We start from the raw sequence: 17,236 nt of genomic DNA on the forward strand, positions 1-17,236 counted from the left end.
CTTGCGTTTCCGACTCTATCAGACTCTTTCGTGTCCGATTCCCGGTCGAAGCGGGTTTCGCTTTCCAGTTCTTCGCTTTCGCGTTTCCCTTTCCGGCGAGTCCGACTCTATCAGATCCTTTCGGGCCTGATTCCCAGTCAGTGGGGCTTGTCATCCCGGCTGTTGGGCCGTTCCGACGCTCAAACTCTAGCGGGTTTCCTCCGCGGCTCATAATCGAGCCTTCGAATTGAATTTCGGCATGCCGAAATTCTCCCCGGCGGGAGATCGTGCTGAGTTTGGTTGCCGCATTCGCGGCGGGATCGGCTGCCTCGGGACCGTTCCGGCTCCGTGGCAACTCGGAGAACCTTACGGATCGGGGATGAGCGTGTCAACCCCTCCCCGGGGGGCCCTTCGGACCCATCAGTCCAGGTCGGTGAGCCGGCCGCCCGCGTCCGGCTGGGCGTGCTCCACGCGGCGCAGGAGGCGAATCAGCATCTCGCCCAGAACCCCGCGCTCGTCCCCCGAGAGGTCCTGGAGGAGGTCCTCCTCGAAGTCGCTGGCCATGCGCATCGCCTCGAGCCACTTCGTACGCCCCTCGTCGGTCAGCTCGACGATGACGCGCACCCTGTTGTTCTCGTCCCTGTCCCGGGTGACCAGGCCTTCGCCGGCCATCCGGTCGATGCGGTGGGTCATCGCGGCCGGGGTGAGGCCGAGGCGCTTCGCCAGCTCGCCGGGGCCGAGCCGGTAAGGGGCGCCGGCCAGGACCAGGGTCTTGAGGACCTCCCACTCGGCGTTGCTGATGCCGAGGGCGGCGACCTGCCTGCCGTACGCGACGTTCATCCGGCGGTTCAGCCGGCCCAGCGCGGAGACGACCTGCTCGACCTGGGGGTCGAGGTCGCGGAATTCGCGCTGGTAGGCCGAGATCTGCTCGTCGAGGCTCGGCTCCTGGAGCTCGGGCTGCTCGGGGGTGTCAGACATGGCGGGCAGTATCGCACGCTCCCCATCGCCGTCGAAGTCCTTCTATGTGTAGCGTTAAGGTTCTAATTTTAGTGCTAAAGTCTACGAGTCTGTGTTCTTCAAGGTTCTTCGAAGTCTGAGGTAGGTGAGTGTGACCAGGGAGATGGGTGCAGCGCTGCGGCGGATCCAGGTGGGGAGCGCGCTGAGCGCGTTCGGCCTCGGGTTCACCGTTCCGTATCTGTACGTCTACGTGGCGCAGGTCCGGGATCTTGGCGCCGGTACGGCAGGTGTCGTACTGGCTGTCTTCGCCATGGCAGCGCTGGGGGTTCTGCCGTTCACAGGGCGGGCCATTGACCGCCGCGGGCCGCTGCCCGTGCTGATCGTCGCCGCCGGCCTGGCCGCCGTGGGCGCTGCCGCGCTGGGTGTGGCGGGCAATGTGACGACCGCCGTGCTGTCGGCTGCCGTCCTCGGCGCCGGCACGGCGGTCATGCAGCCGGCACTCGCCACGATGCTCGTGTGGTGTTCGAGCACGGCCACCCGTACCCGCGCCTTCGCCACACAGTTCTTCCTGCAGAACCTGGGCCTCGGCGTCGGCGGGCTGGTCGGCGGGCAGATCGTCGACGTCAACGATCCGTCGAGCTTCACCCTGCTCTTCCTGATCGAGGCGGTCATGTTCGTCGTGCTCGCGGTGGTCGCGGCCACCGTGCGCATGCCCCGCACCCCCTCCATCGCCGGTGCCCGGCCCACCGACGGCTCCGCGCCCGGGGCCGGACTGCGGGTGCTGCTCTCCCACAAGGCCATGGTCCAGCTGTGTGTCCTCGGCTTCGTGCTCTTCTTCGCCTGCTACGGACAGTTCGAGTCCGGGCTCGCGGCCTACGGCACCGAAGCGGCCGGGATCGAGCCGTCGACCCTGGGTATCGCCCTGGCCGCCAACACGGCCGTCATCGTCGTCGCACAGTTCGTCGTGCTCCGTCTCGTGGAGCGCCGGCGGCGCAGCCGGGTCATCGCGTGGGTCGGTCTGATCTGGGCGTTCGCCTGGATCGTGGCCGGTTACGCGGGCCTGGGGCACGGCAGCCAGACCATGGCCACGGCCGCGATGATCTCGACGTACGCCCTGTTCGGGCTCGGTGAGTCGATGCTGTCGCCGACGGTGGCCCCGCTCGTCGCCGACCTGGCGCCCGAGGCGATGGTCGGTCAGTACAACTCGGCGTTCGCCCTGGTGAAGCAGCTGGCCCTGGCGGTCGGACCGGCCGTGGGCGGCCCCATGGGGGCGACGCTGCACGGGCTGTACATCGTGACGTTCGTGCTGTTCTCGCTGGGCATCACCGTGCTGGCACTGCGACTGGGGCGGCAGCTCACTCCCGTACAGGACAAGCCGTCGCTCGTGGCGGTGCCGTCGCGGGTGGTGGCCGTGTCACTTCCGGAGGGCGGGCCGGTGGCCGCTCCCGTCACCGTTCACTGAGGTAGCGCGAATTCGCACCAGACCGCCTTGCCACCGCCCGGTGTGCGGCGGCTGCCCCAGGACGAGGCGATGCTCGCGACGATGGAGATGCCGCGTCCCGCCTCGTCCGCGGGTTCGGCTCTGCGGCGGCGCGGCAGGTGGTCGTCGCCGTCCGTCACCTCGATGATCAGGCGGCGGTCGGTGCGGCGCAGGCCCAGACGCATGGGCGGGGTGCCGTGCTGGAGCGAGTTCGCGACGAGTTCGCTCGCGGCGAGCACGCCCAGGTCGCAGAGTTCGACGGGGAACCGCCAGGAGGCCAGGACCCCGGTGGCGAAGGCGCGGGCCCGGGGTGCGGCTTCGATGCCGCCGAGCAGGTCGAGCGAGGCGTTGTGGAACAGCTCCGCGTTCGTCCCCGTCCGGGCAGGGTGCTGCACCACCAGGACCGCCACGTCGTCGTCGTGCTCGGCGGTCACCCCCAAGGAGCGGATCAGCCGGTCGCAGACCACCTGAGGCGCCCCCTTGGCACCGGACAGCGCGCGCTCCAGGGAGGCGACGCCCTCGTCGATGTCCTCGCTGCGGCGCTCGACCAGGCCGTCGGTGTACAGCACGGCGGTGGACCCGGGCGGCAGGGCGATCGTCCCGGAGGTGTGGACCCAGCCGCCGGTGCCGAGCGGCGGTCCGGTCGGGTCCTCGGCGCGGTGCACCGTGCCGTCCTCGTCGCACACGAGGATCGGGAGGTGGCCTGCGGAGGAGTAGACGAGGTGCCCCTCGTTGGGATCGTGGACCGCGTAGACGCACGTGGCGATCTGGCTGGCGTCGATCTCGGCCGCGATGACGTCGAGGAGCTGGAGCACCTCGTGGGGCGGCAGGTCCAGGCGGGCGTAGGCACGGACCGCGGTGCGCAGCTGGCCCATGACGGCGGCGGCGCGGACGCCGCGCCCCATCACGTCGCCGATCACGAGAGCGGTGCGGCCCGCGCCGAGGGTGATGACGTCGTACCAGTCGCCGCCGACCGCCGCGTCCGTGCCACCGGGCTGGTACGTCGCGGCGATCCGCAGGTCGTCGGGCTGTTCCAGGTCCTGCGGGAGCAGGGAGCGCTGGAGTGTCACAGCGGTTTCGCGGTGGCGGCGTTCGCTGGCACGGAGCCGTTCCGCCGCTTCGGCGTGGTCGGTGACATCGGTGGCGTAGACGAGCACGCCCTCCTCACCCGGGGCGCTCTTCGTGAGCTCGGGATCGCCTGCGGCCACCGGGGTGCAGGTCACGGTGTACGAACTGCCGCCCTGGACCTTTCGGGACTTCACCGTGCGGGGCGTGCCGCTGCGCAGGACCTGGTCCATCAGGGGCAGCAGGCTGAGCTCGGTGAGTTCGGGCATGGCGTCCACGGCGCGCACCCCGCAGGGGCGGGGGCCGAATGCCGCCGTGTAGGCGTCGTTGACGTACGTGATGCGGTGCTCGGGGCCGTGCAGCAGCGCGACGGGGGCGGGGAGCCTGCCGAGGATGTCGCGGGCCGAGAGGGTTTCGTGAGCGGCGCCCGGGAGCGTGGCAGCGGGCGTTTCCGGGGTGGTGTCCGGCGGCGCGGGTGCGCTTTTCGGCCGGGCGGACTCGGCGCGGGCGGCGGGTACGGAACTGTGATCGTCCCGCGCGGCGGTTCTACGCTGCGTTCCGGGAAGGCGGGCGCTCCAGCGCGTGAAGTTCACGGAATTTCTGGCCTCGTGTGTCGGTCTGGTCCGCTCGGGCGAGCTGCTTCTTCTGCCGGTGTCTGTGCCGGTTTCTTTGCCGGTTTCTTTGCCGGTTCTCCTGCCGGTGCAGGGGCGTCCGGGGCCGGACCCCCGGGAAGGCGCAGCCGGGCCTCTTCGTGCTGTCGATCGTCGCTTTCGGTCACTGTAGGTGACTGTCGGCCGGGTCACTCTGTGCAGGTGTGGGCCCACCTATGGTCACACGCCCAGTGTGACCGACCGTACTGACAGTTGTGGTTCGGCTGTCCGTCCGGTGGCTGAACTGCGGCCGTCGTACGGCAGGAGAACCGCTGTCCGCAGCGGTCGGAGGGCGCGGACCCGGGGGGCCGGGAGATCAACCGGATGTCTTCGGCGGACTGTCGTCCTTCGGCGGGTTGTCCTCGGGACGTGTCCGGTTTGCCTCGCTTCCGGGGTGCCCCGGGTGGGCGTGGCCACCGGCCGCGAGGGCGAACTCGGCGCGCGGGTGTTCGAGCGAGCCGAGGGAGACGATCTCGCGTTTGAAGAGTCCGGCCAGGGTCCATTCGGCAAGGACGCGCGCCTTCCGGTTGAACGTGGGCACCCGGCTGAGGTGGTACGTGCGGTGCATCAGCCAGGCCGGGTAGCCCTTGAGCTTGCGCCCGTAGACGTGGGCGACGCCTTTGTGCAGCCCCAGCGAGGCGACGGATCCGGCGTAGGAGTGCCGGTAGTCCTTGACCGGTTGTCCGGCGAGGGTGGCAACGATGTTCTCGGCGAGGACCTTGGCCTGCCGTACCGCGTGCTGGGCGTTCGGCGCGGTCTCCCTGTCCGGTTCGGAGGAGGTGAGGTCGGGTACGGCGGCAGCGTCACCGGCGGCCCAGGCGTGCTCGACGCCCTCGACGGAGAGCGCGGCGGTACAGCGGAGCCGGCCGCGCTCGGTGAGGGGCAGGTCGGTGGCGGCGAGGAGCGGTGCGGGCTTGACGCCTGCCGTCCACACAAGGGTGCGGGTCGGGAAGCGGGAGCCGTCGCTGAGCACCGCGATCCTGCCCTCGCAGCTGTCGAGACGGGTGTCGAGGCGTACGTCGATGTTGCGGCCCCGCAGTTCCCGGACGGCGTACTTCCCCATCGCCTCGCCGACCTCGGGCAGGATGCGGCCGGTGGCCTCGACCAGGATCCACTTCAGGTCCGCGGGCTTGATGTTGTGGTAGTACCGCGAGGTGTAGCGGGCCATGTCCTCGAGCTCGGCGAGCGCCTCGACGCCTGCGTAACCGCCTCCGACGAAGACGAACGTGAGGGCGGCGTCGCGGATGGCGGGGTCACGGGTGGCGGAGGCGATGTCCATCTGTTCGATGACGTGGTTGCGCAGGCCGATGGCCTCCTCGACGGTCTTGAAGCCGATGCCGAAGTCGGCGAGGCCGGGGACCGGCAGGGTGCGCGAGACGGATCCGGGCGCGACGACGATCTCGTCGTACGGGATCTCGACGGCGCCCGTGCCGTCCTCACCGGTGGCGAGGGTCGTGACGGTCGCGGTGCGCTTGGCGTGATCGATGCGCTCCGCCTCACCGATGACGATCGTGCAGTCCTTGAGGACCCGGCGGAGCGGTACGACGACGTGCCGGGGTGAGATCGAGCCGGCCGCCGCCTCGGGCAGGAACGGCTGGTACGTCATGTAGGGCTCCGGTGTGACCACCACGATTTCGGCGTCGCCGCTCTTCAGTCTCTGCCGCAGCTTCCGCTGGAGACGCAGCGCCGTGTACATCCCGACGTAGCCACCGCCTACGACGAGAATGCGCACACTTGGCCGGGTGCCGGGGGTCGTCCGCCGGGAATCTGGAGCCATCACCATCCCATGACGCAACGGAGTCCGTTGTTTGTCCACAGGCCCGACAAATTGTGTGACCGGAGCTCTTCGATCACCGAGTGGCGCCCGCACACCGGCAAATTCGACAGCTGTGCAGGTCAGGCATGGCGGGAGAGCCCGGGAAGAGGGGGCGAATCAGGGGCCAACCGGTCCTTGCTCCGATCGGGGGGCGCTCCGTGCGGAACTACCCCCTTCTGAATTGACCCGGGCTCAACTATGTTCGTACCCCGTCGGGGTGTCGGATTCGGACGATGATCCGCACACCGACTGACACGGCGGGGAAGTCTCCGGGGGGAGACGTCATAACCGGGGGAAGTTATGCACATTCAGGATTTGCATGGGCAGACCGCTGTCGCCTCTTCTTCGGAGGGCCACGGGCGGCTGACTGCGGTGGGAGCGGTAGGAACGGTCGCGGCGGCGGGGAACGTACCCCGCTCGGCACCGCTCCGCGTGGACGCACAGCGCAATCTGGAACACGTCCTGCGCGCCGCGCGAGAGGTGTTCGGCGAGCTGGGTTACGGCGCGCCGATGGAGGACGTGGCGCGGCGCGCCAGGGTCGGGGTCGGCACGGTCTACCGCCGCTTCCCGAGCAAGGACGTGCTGGTACGACGGATAGCCGAGGAGGAGACCTCCCGGCTGACCGATCAGGCGCGGACGGCTCTGGGGCAGGAGGAGGAGCCCTGGTCGGCTCTCTCCCGTTTCCTGCGGACGTCCGTGGCCTCGGGTGCGGGTCGGCTGCTGCCTCCGCAGGTCCTGCGTGTCGGGGCCGACGCGGACGAGCACGGCGCGGCCGACGGCCAGGGCGAGTCTCGGGTCCCGCACCAGCGGCAGGGAGTGGGCCAGGCCGATCTCCGGGTGGTTCCACCGCGCCCGTCGGCCGAGGAGGAGTTCGACGACGACTCGGGTGCGGCAGAGCTGCTCGAGGTCGTGGGCAGGCTGGTCGACCGGGCGCGTGAGTCCGGTGAGCTGCGGGGCGATGTGACGGTGGCCGATGTGCTGCTGGTGATCGCCACGGCGGCTCCGGCCCTGCCGGATCCCGCTCAGCAGGCTGCGGCTTCGGCACGGCTGCTGGACATCCTGCTGGAGGGTCTCCGCTCCCGTCCCGCGTAGGCATACGGCCGGTGTCCGCCCAGCGCTCCGTCCAGCGCTGGGCGGACACCGGTACGCCCGCATCCGCACCCGAGGACCGGGGGCGGGAACCGTCGGCTTCCCCGTGGCGTGATGCCGCGGCCCTTATACAGCAAGACACCCCGGACGAGTGGTTGACGGGGCTGAAGGGTTCGCCGTGACGGCGCTCTGTGGCACGCTTGCCCGGTATTCGGGTCCGAAGTGCATACGGGGGCTTCCGCGATGAGCGGTGACGGGCAGCAGGAAGAACCGTTCGACGAAATCGCTGCCTCAGGCGGTGGCACGGAGACCGGTGTGCCGTCCGGTCACGTGCCGAGCCAGGCAGGCTCCGGAAACCGCGAGGACAGGGAAGAACGCGCCGAGGGCGGCACCATCCTGCCCGGCCCCTGGCCGGCACCGCCCGACGTCCCTGCCGGCCCCGGGACAGATCCTTCGACAGGACACGGAACGGGCCCCGCGGCGGAACGCGAAGCGGACACCGGTACGGAGACCGGCGCGGCGTTCGTCGTGCCCCTGCAGCGTGAGGGCCGAGGCAGTTCCGGCGAACTCCCGCCGTCGGACGCCCAGTTGATCCTGGGCATGCGGGCCGGCGACGACCGGGCGTACGAGGAGCTGTTCCGTCGGCACTCGGGGGCCGTACGCCGCTACGCCCGCAGTTGCTGCCGCGACGCGCACACCGCCGACGACCTGACGGCCGAGGTGTTCGCACGGACACTTCAGGCGGTGCGCGGCGGGAAGGGGCCGGAGGAAGCGGTCCGGGCGTACCTCATGACAGCTGTCCGCCATGTCGCCGCCGCCTGGACGAAGAGCGCGAAGCGCGAGCATCTCGTCGACGACTTCGCGGTGTTCGCCGCCCAGGCCACGCGTTCCTCCGAGCTCTCCGATGCCGACACCCTCGACCTCGGCGCCGATGTGATGGCCATGCACGAGGCGGACCGGTCGATGGCGATGCAGGCGTTCCGCAGCCTGCCGGAGCGCTGGCAGGCCGTGCTGTGGCACACCACCGTGGAGGAGGAGTCGCCGAGCGAGATCGCCCCGCTGTTCGGGCTGTCGGCCAATGCCACGGCGGTACTGGCGGTCAGGGCGCGCGAGGGGCTCAAGCAGGCCTATCTGCAGGCGCACGTGAGCGAGACCCTGACGTCCGGGGGCGACTGCGCGCAGTACGCCGACCGGCTCGGTGCCCATGCCCGCGGCGGACTGCGGACCCGGGCCGAACGAGGGCTGCGCAAGCATCTCGACGAGTGCGCCAAGTGCCGTGTCGCCGCAGGTGAACTGGCGCACGTGAACGCGGGGATTCCGGCACTGCTCCCGGTCGCCGTCATCGGCTGGTTCGCCGCCGGCTACGCGGTCAAGGCCGCGGGCATCGTGGCGGGCGGGGCAGCCGGTGCGGCCGGTGCCGGAGCCGCCGCGGCGGCGACGGGCGGCACGGCGTCCGGCGGCGCGGCCGGCGGTGCCGCGGCAGAAGGGCTCGGCGCGCCGGCGAAGGCCGGAATCGCGGCTGCGGTCGCCGTGGCGGCCGCGGCCGGACTGGTGTGGGCGCTCGTCGGTGACGGCGGGCCCGCGCCGGAGGCCGCGCCGGTGGCGAAACCGCCGGTGGTCGCCCCGGCGGTGCCCGCGCCCGCTCCTCCGCAGAAGCCGAAGCCGCCGGCCCCGGCCGCCCCGGCACCCGAACCTCCGCCGGAGCCGACGCCCACGCCGAAGCCGGAGCCCACACCCACGCCCCCGCCCACGCCGGAGCCTCCGCCCGCTCCGAAGCCGACGCCCACTCCCGAGCCCGCCCCGCCGAAGCCGCCGGCACCGGAGCCTCCTCCGGCACCGGCTCCCGAGGTCTTCCAGGTCAGCGAGTTGAAGTACTCCGTCGTCGGCGACCACACCGAGCCCGAGATCCTGCTGAGCGAGAGCCGGGGGGCGGTCTGGCAGCGTTCCGGGCTGTCGATCGGCTCCACGACGTACGCCCACGGGGTGACCGTCCACCCGCGCTCGTCGTTCACCGTCCGGCTGAACCGCGAGTGCACCACCTACGAGGCGATGGCCGGTGTCGACGATCTGACCAAGTGGACCGGCGCGATGCGCTTCTCCGTGTTCGGCGGGGACGGTGCGCGGCTGTGGCAGTCACCGGTGATGCGGGGCGGTGACCCTGCCGTCGCCATGCGCGTCGGTATCGGCGGCCAGCGGACGATCCGGCTCGTCGTGGAGCCCACGGAGCCGTTCGGCGCGGCGGCACTGGCCGACTGGGCGAACTCGAGGATCAGCTGCCGCTGAGCTCCTCGGTGATGCCGGTCAGGAGATCCACGGCCTCGTCCGGGGTCAGGGCGCTGCCCGCGGCGCGCTCCGCGTCGTACAGGAGGGGCCCCAGCTTCTCCCTGAGTTCCGCCAGCGCCTCGGCCACCTCCGCATCCTCCAGCACCGACCGCGGACCGCTGCCGCGCCAGGTGTCGGAGGCCGCCAGGAGGCGGGCCGCTGCCGCGTACCGTCCCAGCAGCAGCAGTGTGATGCCCGCCGCCTCCGCCAGGTAGGCGGTGAACACGTCCGCGCAGCGGGCTTCGACGGCCATGCGGAAGCCGTCGGTGATACCGCGCAGACCGGTGGCGGGACCGCCTGAGGGTTCGTACACGCTGATGCGCCCCGAGAGGCACAGGAGGCCTGCCGCGAACTGCGGGGGCGGGCCGTAGACCTGCGCGCCGCGCGCCGCGTCGGCGAACCGCCTCGCCGCCGGGATCTCCCCGGCCGTCAGCGCGATCGAGGCCCGCAGGTAGTTCACATAGGCGTGGGCGTCCAGCACGTGCTGCCGCTCGGCCTCGGCCTCCGCCTCGTCCAGTCCCTTCCTGGCCGCGTCCAGGTCACCGGCCCGGTAGTCGAGTTCGGCGAGGCGGCCGATCAGGAACGGGGCCTCCGCGTGGGCACCGACCTCCCGTGCCAGCGCCAGTGCCTCCTGGTAGGCGCCTCTCGACTCGTCGTACCTCCCCCGCATCATTCCGGCCTCCGCGGCGGCGCTCGCGACCTGGGCGCGCAGGTAGCGGTCGCCGATGCGTCGGCTCAGTGTGCGCAGCTCGGCGAGGTCCTCGTCGATGCCGGTCATGCCGTGCGGTGTGTCGACGAGCATGTGGGTGCGGAACATCAGAGTGACGCCGTACTCCCAGTCGCCGCCGTTCTCGCGGGCGTTGGCGACGGTCGCGTCGAAGTGCCCGCGCACGTCCTCGGTGAACTCGCCGCGCATGTACGAGGTCAGCGGCCAGAACAGTCCCGGGAAGCGGGCGGCCTGCGGGCCGCCGGATCCGAACGCCTCGGTCACACAGCTCACCAGTGCCTGGATCTCTTCGTCCCCCTGGGCGTCCGCGACGGACCTGGTCTCCATCGTGAGGAAGAACCGCAGCATGTGCAGGTGCTTGCGTGGCCAGTAGCGGGGGTCCGCCGGATCGTCCGGGTCCTCGCCGAGGCCGGCGGCCCGGTCGGCCCAGGCCGCGCCCTCGTTACGGAAGTTGCGCAGCCACCAGAACCAGCCCATGCCCAGGACGAGTCGTAGCGCGTCCCGCTCGGAGGGTTCGGTGACGACCGTGCGGTGCAGGGCCGCACGGATGTTGTCGAGGTCCGCCTCCAGCCGGCTGATCCACGGGAGCTGTTCGCCGGAGCGCAGCAGGGGGTCGGCCTTCTCGGCCAGTGCGGCGAAGCAGTCGGTGTGTGCCGCCGCCGCTGCGGCCCGTACGTCCGGTGTCTCGGCGGCGCGCTCGGAGGCGTACTCGTGGATGGTCTCCAGGAGGCGGTAGCGCATCTCGCCGGCGTCGGTGGGGGTCGCGACGACGAGGGACTTGTCGACGAGCGCGCCGAGCAGGGACGCGGCGTCCGGGCTTCGGGTCACCGCCTCGGCGGCGGCCAGGTCCCAGCCGCCCGCGAAGACGGAGATCTGGCGCAGGACGGTGCGCTCGTCCTCCGAGAGGAGGTCCCACGACCAGTCGACCACCGCCCGAAGGGTCTGCTGACGGGGCAGAACGGTGCGGCTGCCGCTGGTCAGCAGACGGAAGCGGTCGTCCAGGCGGTCCGCGATCTGGCGCGGCGTGAGCATTCTCAGCCGGGCGGCCGCCAGTTCGATGGCGAGCGGAAGCCCGTCGAGCCGCCGGCAGATCTCGGCGATGACCTGGGCGTCCTCGGTGTCGTTTCCCTCCGTCTCCTCGTCCGTGCGGAAGTCCGGCCGCACCGCGCGGGCACGTTCGGCGAAGAGTCGGTGGGCGGGATGGGGCGGCAGCGGGCCCACGGGGCGCACGGCCTCGCCCGGCACGCCGAGGGGCTCGCGGCTGGTGGCGAGGATGCGCAGCCGCGGGCAGTGCGTGAGGAGGGTCTCCGCGAGTGCCGCCGCCGCGTCGATGACGTGCTCGCAGTTGTCGAGCACGAGGAGGAACGGACGGTTCCGCGACCGGTGGGAGAGGTGTTCGACGAGCCGTTCGGTGGGGTCCGCGGACGCGGCGGGCCTGTCGTGGGCGCTGTCCCGCAGGAGGGTCGTCTCGCGCAGGCCGAGGGCGGAGAGTACGGCTCCGGGTACGGCGGAGGGGTCGTCCAGCGGGGCGAGTTCGGCGATCCAGGCGCCCTGGCCCGCCGCGGACTCCTCGGCCAGCCTGGTCTTCCCCGAGCCGCCGGGGCCGGTGAGGGTGACGAGGCGGGCGCGGGTCAGGTCGGCGCGGATCGCCAGGAGTTCGGGCTCCCGTCCGACGAAGGAGGTGAGCCTGGGGCGGAGGTTGCCTTCCGGGGGGTGCGGGTCGGCCGGGGCTGAGGGGCCCGCGTGGTCGAGGAGCTCCCGGTGCAGGGCGGTGAGTTCCGGTCCCGGGTCGGCGCCCAGGCCGTCCGCCAGGGCCCGGCGTGCCTCCTCGTACGCGACGAGTGCGTCGGCCTGTCTTCCTTCGGCGCGCAGGGCACGGAGCAGCTGCGCGTGCAGGGGCTCGTTGTAGGGGTGGGCGGCCGTGAGCTCCCTCAACTCGGGTACGAGGCCCCGCGGAGCCCCGCGCCGGAGGTCGGCCTCGATGCGCTGCTGGATCGCCGCCGTCCGGTCGGCCTCGGCCCGTATCCCGTGGTCGCGCTCGCGGAGGTCGGCGAGCGCGGGTCCGCGCCACAGGGCGAGCGCGGCGCGCAGGGTGCGGGCGGCGGACTCGGGGTCGCCGGAGTCGAGTTCGGCGGCTCCCCGGCGGGCCAGCCGCTCGAAGACGTACAGGTCGACGTCGTCGCGGTCGGCTTCGAGTCGATAACCGCCGGGCGTGCCGGTGACCGCCTCCCGGCCCAGGGCGCGGCGCAGCCTGCCGACGAGGGCCTGGAGGGCGGCCGGCGCGTCGTTCGGGGGATCACCCGCCCATACGTCGTCGACGAGCGCGGCGACGGACACGGGGCGGCCGGCGCGCAGGGCGAGTGCGGCGAGGAGGGCGCGCAGCCGCGTACCGCCCACGGGCAGCGGGCCGCCTTGCTCGTCTCGCGCCTCGGTGGCGCCCAGGATCAGGTACTGCACCGGCCCATTGTGTCCGGTGCGGGCTTGCGGAGCGCGGGGCTTTGTCCTCGAACGCCCGACGGGCCGGATCGTGGGCCCGGTCCGCGGGCCGTCGCGCGGCGCCCGGTCCGCGGGTTGTCGCGCGGCGCCCCGGTCGTCGGCGTTACGGCTGGAGCGTCCTGCGGGCCGGGACCACGCCGCCTGCGACTGCCCGTTGGCGCGGGGCCGCTGTGCCCGTCCAGCAGGTGCCTCGGCGGGTGACCAGGCGGCGCAGCCAGAGTTCCGTCGAGGCGAGGTCGGCCAGGCCGTCCAGGGGAAGCGGTTCGCCTTCGGACGCCGCGCGCAGCGCCTTCCGTACGACGCGGGCCTCGATCAGGCCCGCGTCGGCGAGCAGGGGTGCGTCGAAGAGCGCGATCAGTTCCGGCAGAGCGGCGCGCAGGCCGAGGCGGCCCGCCGCTGCCGAGGTGGCCTGGGACGGGGTGCCCCAGCCGGGCGGCAGGTCGTGGATGCCCGCGCCCGCGAGGACCCTGCGCAGGATCGCGGCCCGGGCTCCCGGCTGGACGCGCAGCGATTCGGGGAGCGCCCTGGCCGCCCGTACGACCTGGTTGTCGAGGAACGGGGCGTGCAGCCGCTGGCTGCGGATCTCCGCGGCCTGTTCCAGGATCCGGTGGTCGGCCGCGTGCCGGGCCAGTGCCGCGCGGGCGCGGGCCTCTCCCGGCCGCTGCACCGACGTGGGCCGGATCGCCGCCTCCTGCAGCCGGACCGCTACTTCCGCGAGCGCCTCCCCGGTGAGCCAGCGTGCGGCCGGGCCCGGACGGGACCAGGCGAGGGAGGCGAGCGAGGCCTCTGCGGGGGTGTCGAGGTCGGGCGCGTAGCGGTTGGCGTCCGGCAGCAGGCCGGCTGCTGTTTCCAGACCGGTGCGGTACGAGGTGCGGGCGAGCCGGCGGGCCGCGCGGTAGACGGCCAGCGGGACGAGCAGGGAGTGCGCGGAGGTTCCTTCGGCCTTGGCGAGGGCGGCGACGGGGCGCAGCAGGTGGCGTCTGCGCCGGTCCATGAGCAGGTCGGCCAGGCGGGCGGGGTGTGCGTCGAGTACCTGCCGGGCGCCGTGGCCGACGAAGTGGTCGGCGCTGCCCGCGGCCAGGCGGCGGCGGTGGCGCTCGGCGACGACGAGGGAGGGGGCGGGTTCGTCGGTGAGCGGGCCGCTGTCCAGTGCCGCGTAGGGCAGGGCCTCTTCACCGGCGGCGACGACCACGTGGTGCAGGCGGGGGTTGGCGGCGATGGCGCGGGCGCGTTCCAGCTCGTCCTCGCGGCCCTTCGCGCAGAGGTCGTTGAACGTGACCGCGAGCAGGCGCTCGCCCGCCCCGGTGCCGTGGCCGAGGACGGTGCCGGGCAGCCCGGGGAGTCCGGCGGCCAGCAGGGCGAGGGTCGCGGAGGCGCTGCCTCCGGAGAGGTCGGAGCCGATGCCGGGTACGGGCGCCCCTCGGGCGGCGCGGCGTTCGGCGGGCCCCATGCCGGGGACGGGTCCGGGGTCGGGCGGCAGGGTCTCCGGGGCGTGGCGCGGGGCGGTCAGCCGGGCGCGTACGGCTTCGACGAGCGCGTCCCGTACGCCCTCGACGGCTCTGACCGGGTCGACCTGGGGCGCCGCCACGGCGAGGGACGCCACCGCTTCGTAGCCCGTGATCTCCCGGGAGCCCTCCCGGAGGATGAGCGCGTGGCCCGGCGGGACCCGCTTCACCCCGGCGTACGGGGTGCCGTTGCCCAGGGCTTCAGGTGTCTCCGGGCAGGCGAGCAGTGCGGCCAGGTGGCCGATGTCCAGCTGGGCCTCGATGAGGTCCGCCAGCGGAAGGGCGGCGGTGGCGTACGCGGTTCCGTTGGCCCAGGGCGTGTGGAAGACGGGGCGGGCTCCGGCGATGTCACCTGCGACGGTGATGCGGCGGCCGATCTGGACGACGGCCGTGTAGCTGCCGGGCCAGGCGGTGAGATGGCGCAGCGCCCCGCCGCGGGCGGCGAGCAGTCCGACGCGGAGTTGTTCGTCGGTGGCACCGCAGCAGCCTAGGACCGCGAGACGGGTGGTGGGAGCGCCCTCCTGTGTCGCGACCTTGATGATGCGGATCTCGTCGGGGCGCCAGTCGCCGACGGCCCAGAGCGGATCCGGGTCACCCCACAGGAGTTGGGAACCCACGGGGTGGACGGTGCGTCCCTCGCCGTGGTTGCCGACCGCACCTACGGTGCCGAAGCTCGCGGCGATACTGCTCCACCCCACCAACCAACGCATCGCCGCCTCCACAGGCTGTGGACGAAGCGGCGTACCAGGACACGCGAACGCCGCTGCGGGACATGCTGCCACGACAAAGGCGCCCGGGAGGGGGTACGGGCAGCGCACACCGGATGCGCATGCGCCCCTGGCAAAGGCCCGGCAGAGCCCGTGACAACAGAACCGGTGCTTCCGGGAGTTGTGGCGCCGGGCCCCGGATGGGGGTTGTACCCCGGGCGCTTCGCGGCACCGTTGGAATCCGGCCATAGCCGGACCGTTCCCCAACGCGTCGGCCGACCGGCGTTATTCGGCCAATCTCTGATCGCGATGCAACCGCGCGTTTCGCCTCCGGGGGCTTCGCGGACGGTCCGGGACCACATCGGCCGGCGCATCCCCCCGGTGCGCCGGCCGACCTGTCCCGCCCCCCACCGGCTGCCGTACAACACACAGTCCGGGAGGTGTTCGCCACCTCCCGGACCGGTTCGCCGCCCGCGGGGATTGGGGCGGCGGTCTCCCCCAGCCCGCTGAGTCCAGTGCAGCGGGCCGACCCACGCAGCACCAATGGAAGCGCTCCCGTACCGGCCGGACCAGAGCGCACGGCCGGGCGCACGGCCACACACCAGGAGCACGCAGGACACCTCCGCCGCCGTGCCCCTGGCCCTCGCGGCGTGCTGCCCGCTCCCCGGGCGCACATCCGGCGCCGCGCCGGACGAGGACCGCACAGTCCGCCCGCACGCACAACATTCCCGCCATACGGACGTCTGCCCCTTAACGGTAGGGATGCGGCGAACTACGCTGGGTTTACTGATGTTCTCGGCAGGGCGGCATATTCCACGGGGCTCGGCCAAATGCGTGTGCGGCCGGAGTGCCCGGGACCGTACCTGGGGAGAACACGGTACGAATGCCGCGCGCCTCACGGTGACGCGGCTGCCGTCTGTGTGTCGAGGGGTGGCGCATGTCCAGGGAGCAACGCGGGCCGAACGAGAAGCTCGGCACGGTTCTCGCCCTCGCGGGAATCAGTAACGCCGGGCTCGCCCGGCGGGTCAACGACCTCGGAGCGCAGCGCGGTCTGACTCTTCGCTACGACAAGACCTCGGTGGCCCGCTGGGTCGCCAAGGGCATGGTGCCCCAAGGTGCCGCGCCCCATCTCATCGCGGCGGCGATAGGGGCCAAACTCGGCCGCCCGGTGCCGCTGCACGAGATCGGGCTCGCCGACGCCGACCCGGCGCCGGAGGTCGGTCTGGCCTTCCCGCGCGACGTGGGCGAGGCCGTGCGGTCGGCGACGGATCTGTACCGGCTGGATCCGGCCGGGCGCAGGGGCGGCGGAATCTGGCAGTCGCTGGCGGGTTCCTTCGCCGTGAGCGCGTACGCGACGCCCGCGTCCCGCTGGCTGATAACCCCCGCCGATCCGTCGGTCGCGCGGGACCCGACGGCGGCCGAGGCCGCGATTCTCGGCGCACCGGGCGCACCCGGGGCGCAGGGCGGCGTGCCCGTCCAGCCCGGTCCGGACGCGTCGTCCGACGTGTCACCCCTGCGCGTCGGCCACAGCGATGTGGCCAAGCTGCGCGAGGCCGCCCAGGACGCCCGCCGCTGGGACTCCAAGTACGGCGGAGGGGACTGGCGTTCCTCCATGGTCCCGGAGTGCTTACGGGTCGACGCCGCACCTCTGCTCCTCGGTTCGTACAGCGACGAGGTGGGCCGGGCACTCTTCGGCGCATCGGCCGAGCTGACCCGGCTCGCCGGGTGGATGGCGTTCGACACCGGCCAGCAGGAGGCCGCGCAGCGCTACTACATCCAGGCACTGCGGCTCGCCCGGGCCGCCGCCGACGTGCCGCTGGGCGGATACGTACTGGCGTCGATGTCCCTGCAGGCCACCTACCGCGGCTTCGCCGACGAGGGCGTGGACCTGGCGCAGGCGGCGGTCGAACGCAACCGCGGCCTCGCCACCGCACGGACCATGAGCTTCTTCCGCCTCGTGGAGGCCCGCGCCCATGCGAAGGCGGGCGACGCACCGGCCGCGGGGGCCGCGCTCAAGGCGGCGGAGAGCTGGCTGGAGCGTTCGCGGGCCGGCGATGCCGACCCGTCGTGGCTCGGCTTCTACTCGTACGACAGATTCGCCGCCGACGCCGCCGAGTGCTACCGCGACCTGAAGGCCCCGCGGCAGGTGCGACGCTTCACCGAGCAGGCCCTGTCCAGGCCGACGGAGGAGTTCGTCCGCTCCCACGGGCTGCGGCTCGTCGTGTCGGCGGTCGCGGAGCTGGAGTCGGGCAACCTGGACGCGGCGTGCGCGGCCGGGACGCGGGCGGTCGAGGTGGCCGGACGCATCTCCTCGGCGCGCACCACGGAGTACGTACGCGATCTGCTGCACCGCCTCGAACCGTACGGGGACGAGCCCCGTGTGGCCGAGCTCCGGGAACGGGCCCGGCCGCTTCTGGTGGCCCCGGCATAGGCGGAACGCCGT

General features: G+C 72.5%; 9 protein-coding genes. 4 read left to right on the plus strand and 5 right to left on the minus strand.

Annotated features, from left to right (window positions below; translation table 11 throughout):
* Positions 1-399: 399 nt before the first annotated feature.
* Positions 400-957 (minus strand): MarR family winged helix-turn-helix transcriptional regulator, encoded by a 558-nt coding sequence (locus OG257_RS18375; RefSeq protein WP_329208801.1) that lies wholly within the window; start codon positions 955-957, stop codon positions 400-402.
* Positions 958-1,099: 142 nt separating this feature from the next.
* Here OG257_RS18375 and OG257_RS18380 point away from each other — a divergent pair, with 142 nt between their 5' ends.
* Positions 1,100-2,398, plus strand: a complete 1,299-nt coding sequence (locus OG257_RS18380; protein ID WP_329215170.1) for an MFS transporter — start codon at positions 1,100-1,102, stop codon at positions 2,396-2,398.
* On the opposite strand, the gene OG257_RS18385 is transcribed toward OG257_RS18380, so the two are convergent.
* Positions 2,392-4,074, minus strand: coding sequence for an ATP-binding SpoIIE family protein phosphatase (locus tag OG257_RS18385; RefSeq protein ID WP_329208802.1), 1,683 nt, complete (start codon positions 4,072-4,074; stop codon positions 2,392-2,394). The genes OG257_RS18380 and OG257_RS18385 overlap by 7 nt on opposite strands.
* Before the next feature lie 373 nt (positions 4,075-4,447).
* Positions 4,448-5,863: an NAD(P)/FAD-dependent oxidoreductase gene (locus OG257_RS18390; protein WP_329208803.1), complete on the minus strand. Its 1,416-nt coding sequence runs from the start codon at positions 5,861-5,863 to the stop codon at positions 4,448-4,450.
* 384 nt (positions 5,864-6,247) lie between these two features.
* Here OG257_RS18390 and OG257_RS18395 point away from each other — a divergent pair, with 384 nt between their 5' ends.
* On the plus strand, positions 6,248-7,039 hold the full coding sequence (locus OG257_RS18395; RefSeq protein ID WP_329208804.1) for a TetR/AcrR family transcriptional regulator: 792 nt from the start codon (positions 6,248-6,250) through the stop codon (positions 7,037-7,039).
* Positions 7,040-7,279: 240 nt separating this feature from the next.
* The gene (locus OG257_RS18400) at positions 7,280-9,319 is read left to right on the plus strand and encodes a sigma-70 family RNA polymerase sigma factor (protein WP_329208805.1); all 2,040 of its coding nucleotides are present in this window, start codon (positions 7,280-7,282) and stop codon (positions 9,317-9,319) included.
* On the opposite strand, the gene OG257_RS18405 is transcribed toward OG257_RS18400, so the two are convergent.
* On the minus strand, positions 9,306-12,542 hold the full coding sequence (locus OG257_RS18405; protein ID WP_329208806.1) for an ATP-binding protein: 3,237 nt from the start codon (positions 12,540-12,542) through the stop codon (positions 9,306-9,308). The two genes, OG257_RS18400 and OG257_RS18405, sit on opposite strands and share 14 nt — an antisense overlap.
* A 142-nt stretch (positions 12,543-12,684) precedes the next feature.
* Complete coding sequence (locus OG257_RS18410) at positions 12,685-14,796, minus strand: asparagine synthase-related protein (RefSeq protein WP_329208807.1); 2,112 nt, start codon at positions 14,794-14,796, stop codon at positions 12,685-12,687.
* 934 nt (positions 14,797-15,730) lie between these two features.
* Here OG257_RS18410 and OG257_RS18415 point away from each other — a divergent pair.
* Entirely contained in the window at positions 15,731-17,224 is a 1,494-nt protein-coding gene (locus OG257_RS18415; RefSeq protein ID WP_329208808.1) for a sporulation protein, read from the plus strand.
* Positions 17,225-17,236: the final 12 nt, after the last annotated feature.

Source organism: Streptomyces sp. NBC_00683, from assembly GCF_036226745.1.
GTDB lineage: Bacteria > Actinomycetota > Actinomycetes > Streptomycetales > Streptomycetaceae > Streptomyces.